Below are 9,523 nucleotides of genomic sequence, written 5' to 3'. Positions count from 1 at the left end.
AGTTATTGATATTGTAGCAGAAGAATTAGCAGTTGACAGAGATGAAGTTACTGAAGACTCTTCATTTATAGAAGATCTTGGAGCAGATTCTTTAGATGTGGTAGAATTAGTAATGGCATTTGAAGAAGAATTTGATGTAGAAATCCCTGATGAAGATGCAGAAGACATTCGCACAGTAGAGGATGCTGTAAGTTATTTAGAAGATATTCTTTAAACAATATTTAAGGATGAAGCTCCCTCTGTGGAGTTTTCATCCCTTTTATTTATTTTAATGGATGGTGAGATATTAATGGGAAAATTGTTTAATCAGAGAAAAATTAAAGAATTTGAAAAGAGTCTAAAACTGGAATTTAATAATAAGTTGTTAATCCAGAGAGCTTTAACCCACAAGTCATACCCCAATGAAAACAGGCGTCTTAATATTAAGGACAATGAACGTTTAGAGTTTTTGGGAGATTCTGTTTTAAGCCTTTCGGTCAGCACTTATATATTCAATAAGTTTTCTGATTTACCAGAAGGAGAGCTGGCAAAAATGCGGGCAGTTATTGTAAGTGCCCCAATATTAGCAGAAGTTGCCAAAAGAATTGAACTCGGACAGTTCCTTTTCTTGGGTAAAGGAGAAGAAATGACAGGTGGTAGAGAAAGAGATTCAATTTTAGCAGATACTATGGAAGCAATTTTTGGTGCTTTATATCTTGACCAGGGTTTTACAGCAGCAGCAGATTTTATACTTGAGCTGCTTAAAATCGATATTATAAATGTGGCAGAGGGAAATCATATTCAGGATTATAAAACAATGCTGCAGGAAGTGATCCAGGAAAATGGCAATCACAGACCGGAATATGAAGTGGTTGATGAAGAAGGTCCTGATCACAATAAGACTTTTATAGTTGCTGTAAAATTAAATGAAGATAATCTTGGTTCCGGGCAGGGGTCAAGTAAAAAGGAAGCTGAGCAGGAAGCAGCAAAAGTTGCTTTAGATAAATTAAATAAACTTGATTAGTTAACAGGGGGATGAGACATTGTATGCAATAAGAGGAGCAATCAGTGTTGAAAAAAATACTGAAGAAGATATTTTGGCTGCAACTAAAGAAGTAATGCAGAATCTGATCCAGGCAAATCAGCTTAAAAAAGAAGATTTAATTAGTATCATTACTACAACAACTGACGATCTAACAAAGGTTTATCCCGGTAAAGCATTAAGAGAAATTGGCTATGATTTAACCCCTATTTTATGTATGCAGGAAATGAAGGTTGAAAATAGTAGTCAAAAAATGATAAGATTATTAGTGCATGTTGATGGGAATAGAGAAAAAAGTCAGGTAAAACATCAATATTTAAGAAAAGCTGAAAAACTGAGGCCTGATTTAGTTAAATAAATATAACTATAAAGGTGTTGAGATCTAAATGGAAAATGTAGTAGCAATTGATGGTCCAGGTGGAGCAGGTAAAAGTACAATTGCCAGGCTGCTGGCCCAAAAATTAAATTATCTGCATCTTGATACTGGTGCCATGTATAGAGCTGTAACTCTGGCTGCTCTGCGGGAAGATATTGATTTTAATCAGCAGGAGAAGCTGATAGAGCTTGCTAGAAAAATAGATATCAGTTTTGATCAAAAAGGAGAAATTTTACTTGATGGAGAAAATGTGAGTGAAGAAATTAGAAAAGCAGAGGTTAATAAACATGTTTCTCAGACAGCTGCAGTTAAAGGAGTGCGGGATGTTTTAGTGAAAAAACAGCAGCAGCTTGCTCAGAACAACAAGGTTGTTATGGATGGGCGTGATATTACTACGGTTGTTTTACCTGAAGCAGACCATAAATTCTTTTTGACAGCATCTTTAGAGGAAAGAGCCAGAAGAAGATATCAGGAAGTCAGGTCCAAAAATAAAGATGCAGATTTTGAAAAAATAAAAGAAAGCATTGCTCGCAGAGATAAAATGGATAGTGAGCGTGAACATTCACCACTAAAAAAAGCAGAAGATGCTGTTTTGGTGGACACAATCAATTTATCTATTGACGAGGTACTTGCTAAAATGATAGAAATTATTGAAGGTGAAGTACAGTGAAAAAAATTATCTATCAGATTATTAGACTGCTGCTCCTTGCCATCTTTAAAATATTTTTTAGAATTAAGATAAATGGCAGAGAAAATCTACCAGATCAGGGTGGAGTAATCATTATGTCAAATCATATCAGTGCTTATGATCCTCCCCTGCTGGCAGCTATTTTTTCAAGGCCAGTGAGGTTTATGGCCAAAAAGGAATTGTTTGAAAACCAGATTTTAAGATTTGTCTTATTTTTAGCAGATGCTTTTCCAGTTGACCGCAGTACAAATGACATTACTGCCGTCAAAAAGTCGCTCTCTGTTATTAAAAATGGAGAGGTGCTTGGTCTTTTCCCTGAGGGAACCAGACGTCCTGAAGGAAAACTTGGGAACCCTAAAGCCGGTTCAGTTATGCTGGCTATTAAAAGTGGGGCTCCGGTTTTACCAGTTGGAATTAAAAATGTTAAAAAGGATGGTAGAATTACAGTAAATATCGGAAAACCTTTTGGTTTAGAACAATTTGCTCAAAAAAGGCTGAGTAAAGAAGAGCGAAAAGAGGCCGCTCAATTTATTAAAGCCAGAATTCAAAAAGAGCTAAATTATCAAGAATAAAGGTCAATGCAGAAGTTTTTTGCTTCTTTTTTAAATTTTTTTGGATTTAAAGAAGGATTTTAGAGATTGATAGAGAAAAAAGTTTAAGAGGTACCCTGTTTATTTTCAGGGTGCACTGTTCAACTGTTGGTGTTGTGCTGGAAGGAGGTGAAGGTTCTGGAGGTTATTACAGCAGAAGAGGCTGGATTTTGTTTTGGTGTAGAAAGAGCTATAGATATGGTTCTGGAAGCTGCCAGTGAAAATGATGATTTAAATGTTTATACACTGGGACCACTAATTCACAATCCACAGGTTGTTAAAAAGTTGGAAGAAAAAAATGTTAAAGTTGCCTCTTCACTTGCCGAGATAGATTCTGGGATAGTTATTATCCGTTCACATGGAGTAGCACCAGAAATCATTGAGCAGGCAAGAGAAAAAAATCTTAAGATTATAGATGCTACCTGTCCTTATGTTAAAAATGCTCAAAAATATGCCAGACAGCTGGTAGATGAAGGCTATCAAACCTTTATTTATGGTGATCAGGATCACCCAGAAGTTCAGGGCATTTATGGGGCAAGTGATAAAAAAGCAATTATAATCAGAGAAAAAGAGGATTTAAAATCTGTTGAGCTAAAAGCTAAAGTAGGTTTTGTGGCTCAAACAACAAAATCTCCTGAGTCTTTTCGGGATATTATTAATTTAGTAATCACAGAAGTTAAAGAGTTAAAAGTTTTTAACACTATTTGTAATACTACAGATGTACGTCAATCTTCGGCAAAAAAATTGGCTGAGGATGCAGATATCATGTTTGTAATAGGGGGTCATAATAGTGCTAATACTACCAGGCTGGCAGAAATTTGTGCAGCCACAAACACCCCTACTTATCATATAGAAACAGCCGCTGAAATTGAAAAAGAGTGGCTGTCTGGAAAAAATAAAGTTGGAATTACAGCTGGAGCATCGACTCCAGACTGGTTAATAAGGGAGGTTATTCAGTTAATGAACGAAGAAAACAAAGAAGTAAATGTTGAGTCAACTGAGAACGTAGAGGAAAAAGAAGAGCAGGTTGTAGAAGAGACAGTAGAAGAGGTAGAGGAAACAACAGAAGAGACTGAAGAAACTACAGAGGAAAAAGAGGCTGATAACAATGAGGAAGCTGAAGAATCTGCGGAAGTAGATGCAGAGGAAGAAGCTGAAACTCAGGAAGAGGCCGAATTTAAATATAGCGATAATGATATTGCTGATTTAAGAAAAGGTCAGAAGGTTACTGGTACTGTAGTTGAAATTAATGACAATGGTGTTTATGTTGATGTAAATTATAAAACAGATGGATTTATTCCATTACGCCATTTAAGTCATCGTCCTGTTGAAGATGCTCATGATATTGTAAGCATGGACGAAGAAATTGAAGTAGTTATCTTAACTTTAGAAGATGATGAAGGAAATATGATTTTATCTAAAAAGCAGGCTGACTATGAAAAAGCCTGGGAAAAGATTGTTGAAGCATATGAAAATGATGAAGTCATTGAAGCTGAAGTTACCAAAGAAGTTAAAGGTGGCTTAGTTGTAGATGTTGGAGTAAGAGGATTTATCCCTGCTTCTCATGTAGCAATTGGCTATGTTGATGACTTAAGCGATTATGTTGGAGAAACATTACGCTTAAAGGTAATTGAAGTTGAAAGAGATAATAATAATGTTGTTCTTTCTGCTAAAAAAGTATTAGAAAAAGAAAGAGCAGCCAAAAAAGAAGAAACTTTAGCTAGCTTAGAAGAAGGACAGACTGTAGAAGGTACTGTTACTAAACTGGTTGATTTTGGTGCTTTTATTGACCTGGGTGGAATTGAAGGTTTACTTCATATTTCAGAAATGTCCTGGGGAAGAATTGAAAGCCCAGCTGAAGTTCTTTCTGAAGGCGAAAAAGTTGAAGTTCAGGTACTTGGAGTTAATAAAGAAGAAGAGAGAATTTCTCTTGGCTTAAAGCAGTTACTGCCCGATCCATGGGAAGAATTTGCTGAAAAGCACTATGAAGGAGAAGTTGTTGAAGGTAAAATTACTAAACTGGTTGATTTTGGTGCCTTTATGGAAGTTGAAAAAGGTATTGAAGGCTTAATTCATATTTCTCAGTTATCACACAAGCATGTTAAAACTGCTGATGAAGTAGTTAATGTTGGTGATGTTAGAGAAGCCAAAATTATTAATATTGATGCTGACCAGGAAAGAGTAGGTTTAAGCTTAAAAGAATTAGAAGAAAAGCCTGAGCCTAAAGAAAAGTCCAGCAGCAGTTCTCAAAGATCAAGTAAAGGCAGCAGCAGTAGTTCACAGAGCAGCAGTGATGATAATTCATCATCTGGTGGAGCTACTATTAGAGAAATTGTTGGAGATATTTTTGACCAGGGTGAATAATTAAAAAAGCACCCGCTGTCCATTATGGGCGGCGGGTTTTTTTATGCTTACTGCAGATTATTGCCTAAACAGAACAAATGTGATATTATCAAGCTTACAGGAGGTAGAAGGATGATGGTTAAAATAGAAGAGGTTATTGAAAATTCTACCGCTGCTAAAGCAGGTTTGAATTCAAATGATAAAATAATCACCATTAATGGTCAAAAAATAAATGATTATATAGATTATTTATATCAAATTTCTGAACCAGTAATTGAACTGGAAATCGAGACTGAAGCCGGTTTAAGAAAAGAGATTGAGCTTCAGCGGATGCCTGGAGAGGAACTGGGCATTGAATTTAAAGAAATTGTATTTGATGGCTTAAAACAGTGTAAAAATAACTGTATTTTTTGCTTTGTTAAACAGCAGCCCAAAAAAATGCGGAATAGTTTAAATCAGATGGATGATGACTATCGTTTTTCTTTTTTACAGGGTAGTTTTGTAACTCTGACAAATCTTGACAAAAAAGAGATAAAAAGAATAATTGAAAAAAACCTGAGCCCGCTGAATATTTCAGTTCATACAACGAATCCTGAACTAAGGGTTGAAATGATGAAGAACCCAAAAGCGGCTGAAATTAATAGACTGCTTAGATTATTTCAAAAAAATAATATTCAGTTTCATACCCAGATAGTTCTCTGTCCGGGTTATAATGATCAAAAAGAACTGGATAGAACCTTAAAAGAACTTTTAGAATTTTATCCGCAGCTGTTATCGATTGGTATAGTACCAGTTGGGCTAACCAAATATCGAGAAGGCCTGGCTGAGCTGAGAACTCTGACTGAAAAAGAAATGAAGGATTCATTAAAACGGATCAGTTACTGGCAGCAGCAGGCAAAAAATAAATTTGGCGAAAATCTAATTTATGCAGCAGATGAATTTTACTTGAGTACTGATACTGAAATTCCAGCTGTTGAAAAATATAATGGATTTCCTCAGTTAGAAAACGGAATCGGCTTAACAGCTTTAATTAATGAGGAAATAAAGGCAGTCAAATTTCCAGAAACTCTTGAAAGAGAAAAAAAGATTGCAGTAATAACTTCTGTTCTGGGGGAAAAAGCTTTAAATAAATTTTCTGAGCAATTAAAAAGAATTACTAATCTTGAAGCTGAATTTTTAGTGGTTGAAAATGAGTTTTTTGGTAAAACTGTAACTGTTACCGGTCTTTTAACTGCGCAAGATTTAAAAGCTAAGATTAAACAGATAAGGGCAGATAAGTATGATAATATTTTTATACCTGAAGTTGTTTTAAATGATCAGATGAAATTTCTGGATGATGTAAAAAAAGAAGAGTTTTTAGAAGAATTATCTGAATACAAAATAGAGTTTGTAAATGATATTAATCAATTTATGGAGGTGATCAAGAATGGCTAAGTCTACAGTTGCAATTGTAGGTAGACCAAATGTTGGCAAGTCCACACTTTTTAATAGATTAGTCGGTGGACGAAGAGCCATAGTAGAAGGAGAGCCCAATGTTACTCGGGATAGAATTTATGGAGAAACAGAGTGGCTCGGCAAAAAGTTTAATGTTATTGATACCGGTGGCATAGTTATGCATGATAATGATAAAATTAAAAATCAAATTAAATATCAGGCTGAACTGGCAATGGAAGAAGCAGATCTTATCTTATTTGTTGTTGATTCCAGAACAGGAATGACCGGTGTTGATGAAGATATTGCTCAACTTCTATACAGGACTAACAAAGAAGTCATTTTAGTAGTAAATAAAGTTGAAGATTTTTCTAATCAGGAAGAAATCGGCTGGGAATTTTATTCTCTTGGTTTCGGTGATCCAGTTTTAATTTCAGCCGAGCATGGTAAAAATACTGGTGAGCTAATGGAAGAAGTAACTGCTAAACTGCCGGAAAGTGAAGTAGAAGACAGTGATAATGATCAGATCAATATTGCAGTAATTGGTAAACCAAATGTTGGGAAATCAAGTCTGGTTAATCATTTGATTGGCAAAGAAAGAGTTATTGTCAGTGATATGCCGGGAACAACCAGAGATGCAGTTGATACTTTAATTGAATGGAAGGATATTCAGTTCAATTTTATTGATACAGCCGGTCTGAGAAGAAAGTCAAAGGTTAAAGAAGATGTAGAATATTACAGTAATCTGAGAGCACTGAGGTCAGTTGATCGGGCTGATGCAGTTTTAATGATGATTGATGCCCAGGAAGGTGTAACAGATCAGGATAAAAAAATTGCCGGTTATGCTCATGATGAGGGTAAGGCAATGGTTATTGCAATTAATAAATGGGATCTGATGGAAAAAGACTCTAAAACTATGGAGCGTTATACAGACGAAGTTTATTATCAATTAAAGTTTTTAAATTATGTGCCGGTGACTTATATTTCTGCTCTAACAGGTGAGAGGATAGATGAGCTTTTATCGCTGCTTGAATTTGTAGTTGATCAGAGTAATCTTAGGGTAAAAACTGGAATTTTAAATGAGGTTATATCCGAAGCAGTACAGCTGCGTGAGCCGCCAAGCAGAAAAGGAAAAAGGCTGAAAATTTATTACGGCAGTCAGGTTGGTGTAAAACCTCCAACTTTTGTTTTCTTTGTCAATGATCCTAATTTAATGCATTTTGCCTATCAGAGATATCTGGAAAATGTACTCAGAGAAGCCTTTGGTTATGTTGGAAATCCAATGAACTTTAAATTAAAGCAGAGAAACTAGGAGGTTATCATGCAGGTATTTATTGCGATATTATTAAGTTATCTAATCGGGTCAATACCATCCGGTTTTTTATTAACAAAATATGTAATGAAAAAAGATGTTAGAGAATATGGTAGTGGAAATATTGGAGCTACAAATGTTGCTAGAGTAATGGGCATAAAAGCCGGTGTTTTAGTTGCAGTTTTTGATATATTAAAAGGATATTTAGGAGTTATGGTCGGACAGATGATTCTCGGAAGCAGCCTTTCAACAGCCATTTTATTTGTTGCTGTTGCTGCCATTGCCGGTCATGACTGGTCAATTTTTCTTGGCTTTTCCGGTGGTAAGGGGGTTGCTACAACCTTTGGTGTAATTCTGCGCTTATATCCACTTGCCTTTTTAATCTATGCTGTAATCTGGATTCTGCTGGTATTTACAACCCGCTATGTATCTCTGGGCTCAATTATTGGTTCGATGTCACTCCCTTTGACACTTTATTTTAGCTCTTTTGAGGGGAAGCACGTATTTTTTGCAGCCTTATTATCACTTTTTGTAATGTATACTCACCGTGAAAATATAAAGCGGCTTTTAAAAGGTGAAGAAAATAGAATGGACCCAGAAAAACTGGGGAAGAGTGGTAAAGAGTAATGAGTTCAAAAATTACAGTAATTGGTGCCGGGAGCTGGGGTACTGCTCTGGCTAATCTGCTGGCTGAAAATGGTGAAGAAGTAAGCATTTACGCCAGAGATCAGAAAGTTGTTGATTCAATTAATCAGGAACAGAAAAATTTTAAATATTTTCCTGAATATAAGCTGAATAGTAAATTGAGAGCTTTCAGTAATCTAAAAGCGAGTCTGGAGAGTACAGATCTAGTAGTGATTTCAGTACCAACACAGGCTTTAACTGATATATTAGCAGAACTAAAAAATCTTATCAGTCCTGAGACAATAGTGGTTTCTACTGCCAAGGGAATTGACGAAATAACTTTTAAAACTAACTCGCAAATGATAAAAGAAGCTGGTTTTGAGAATGTAGTTGTTCTTTCTGGACCAACCCATGCAGAAGAAGTTATGGAAAAACTGCCAACAGCGATAGTTTCGGCAGCCCATAGTAAAGATGCAGCTGAAAGAGTTCAGGATTTATTTATGTCTAAAAATTTTAGAGTCTACACTAACCCTGATATTAAAGGGGTAGAACTGGGTGGAGTCTTAAAGAATGTAATTGCTGTGGCCAGTGGGATCTGTGACGGTCTTGATTTTGGTGATAATACTCGTGCTGCTTTAATTACCAGGGGTTTAAATGAAATGAGCCGTTTTGTTGACTATCATGGTGCCAGTGACTTAACGCTGGTTGGCCTGTCGGGTATGGGCGATCTTGTAGTTACCTGCACCAGTATGCACAGCCGCAACCGCCGTTTTGGAATTGAAATTGGTAAGGGGAAAACTCTTTTAGAAGCAAAGGAAAAGATTAATCAGGTTGTGGAGGGAGTTAAAACTGCCAGAGCAATTTATAGGTGGTTAAACTCAGAAGATATAGATTTAGAAATGCCTATTACTGAAGAGGTTTATCAGGTTTTATTTGAAAGCAAAGATCCTTACCAGGCAGTTGAAGAGCTGATGTTGAGGAGCAAAAAACACGAAATGGAATCAGCTGTAGATAATTCTTTATGGAAAATCTAGAAAAATTATAAATTTTTTCTTTAATTAAGCAGGAAATCGCTGTTATAGCGAGAATAATAAATAATGACAGCAAAAAGTTTTAGTTTTAAAAGGGGGTGAATTTC

10 protein-coding genes are annotated in these 9,523 nt (G+C 35.8%); all 10 read left to right on the top strand.

The genetic code is table 11. From position 1 onward, the window contains the following. Positions 1-4 precede the first annotated feature (4 nt). The 10 genes from CI949_RS03665 to CI949_RS03620 all read left to right on the top strand — a co-directional run bounded on the left by CI949_RS03665 (position 5) and on the right by CI949_RS03620 (position 9,419). Positions 5-214, top strand: coding sequence for an acyl carrier protein (locus tag CI949_RS03665; RefSeq protein ID WP_290763089.1), 210 nt, complete (start codon positions 5-7; stop codon positions 212-214). Positions 215-289: 75 nt separating this feature from the next. After that, positions 290-1,003, top strand: a complete 714-nt coding sequence (rnc, locus tag CI949_RS03660) for a ribonuclease III (protein WP_290763087.1) — start codon at positions 290-292, stop codon at positions 1,001-1,003. 19 nt (positions 1,004-1,022) lie between these two features. Further along, positions 1,023-1,379 (top strand): chorismate mutase, encoded by a 357-nt coding sequence (aroH, locus tag CI949_RS03655; protein ID WP_108139683.1) that lies wholly within the window; start codon positions 1,023-1,025, stop codon positions 1,377-1,379. A 28-nt stretch (positions 1,380-1,407) separates the two neighbouring features. Continuing rightward, positions 1,408-2,067, top strand: coding sequence for a (d)CMP kinase (cmk, locus tag CI949_RS03650; RefSeq protein ID WP_290763085.1), 660 nt, complete (start codon positions 1,408-1,410; stop codon positions 2,065-2,067). Further along, a complete protein-coding gene (locus CI949_RS03645; RefSeq protein WP_290763083.1) occupies positions 2,064-2,657 on the top strand; it encodes a 1-acyl-sn-glycerol-3-phosphate acyltransferase in 594 nt (197 codons plus the stop codon). The genes cmk and CI949_RS03645 overlap by 4 nt, the downstream gene beginning before the upstream one ends. Positions 2,658-2,804: 147 nt before the next feature. Then, the gene (locus tag CI949_RS03640; RefSeq protein ID WP_290763082.1) at positions 2,805-5,039 is read left to right on the top strand and encodes a bifunctional 4-hydroxy-3-methylbut-2-enyl diphosphate reductase/30S ribosomal protein S1; all 2,235 of its coding nucleotides are present in this window, start codon (positions 2,805-2,807) and stop codon (positions 5,037-5,039) included. Between the two features lie 111 nt (positions 5,040-5,150). Next, on the top strand, positions 5,151-6,452 hold the full coding sequence (locus tag CI949_RS03635) for a DUF512 domain-containing protein (protein ID WP_290763081.1): 1,302 nt from the start codon (positions 5,151-5,153) through the stop codon (positions 6,450-6,452). After that, positions 6,445-7,761, top strand: a complete 1,317-nt coding sequence (gene der, locus CI949_RS03630; RefSeq protein ID WP_290763080.1) for a ribosome biogenesis GTPase Der — start codon at positions 6,445-6,447, stop codon at positions 7,759-7,761. Before CI949_RS03635 ends, der begins: the two co-directional genes overlap by 8 nt. 9 nt (positions 7,762-7,770) lie before the next feature. Next, on the top strand, positions 7,771-8,388 hold the full coding sequence (gene plsY / locus CI949_RS03625; protein ID WP_290763079.1) for a glycerol-3-phosphate 1-O-acyltransferase PlsY: 618 nt from the start codon (positions 7,771-7,773) through the stop codon (positions 8,386-8,388). Then, positions 8,388-9,419: an NAD(P)H-dependent glycerol-3-phosphate dehydrogenase gene (locus CI949_RS03620; protein ID WP_290763078.1), complete on the top strand. Its 1,032-nt coding sequence runs from the start codon at positions 8,388-8,390 to the stop codon at positions 9,417-9,419. Before plsY ends, CI949_RS03620 begins: the two co-directional genes overlap by 1 nt. Positions 9,420-9,523 lie beyond the last annotated feature (104 nt).

This window comes from Halanaerobium sp. (assembly GCF_003070835.1).
The sequence above is the reverse complement of the archived record's forward strand: the minus strand, read 5'-3'. Positions and strand labels throughout refer to the sequence as shown.

What these genes read in the sequence shown, in the direction of transcription:
- rnc (WP_290763087.1), top strand. Translation starts at nt 290, where the DNA reads ATGGGAAAATTGTTTAATCAGAGAAAAATTAAAGAATTTGAAAAGAGT.
- cmk (WP_290763085.1), top strand. Translation starts at nt 1,408, where the DNA reads ATGGAAAATGTAGTAGCAATTGATGGTCCAGGTGGAGCAGGTAAAAGT.
- CI949_RS03635 (WP_290763081.1), top strand. Translation starts at nt 5,151, where the DNA reads ATGATGGTTAAAATAGAAGAGGTTATTGAAAATTCTACCGCTGCTAAA.
- der (WP_290763080.1), top strand. Translation starts at nt 6,445, where the DNA reads ATGGCTAAGTCTACAGTTGCAATTGTAGGTAGACCAAATGTTGGCAAG.
- plsY (WP_290763079.1), top strand. Translation starts at nt 7,771, where the DNA reads ATGCAGGTATTTATTGCGATATTATTAAGTTATCTAATCGGGTCAATA.
- CI949_RS03620 (WP_290763078.1), top strand. Translation starts at nt 8,388, where the DNA reads ATGAGTTCAAAAATTACAGTAATTGGTGCCGGGAGCTGGGGTACTGCT.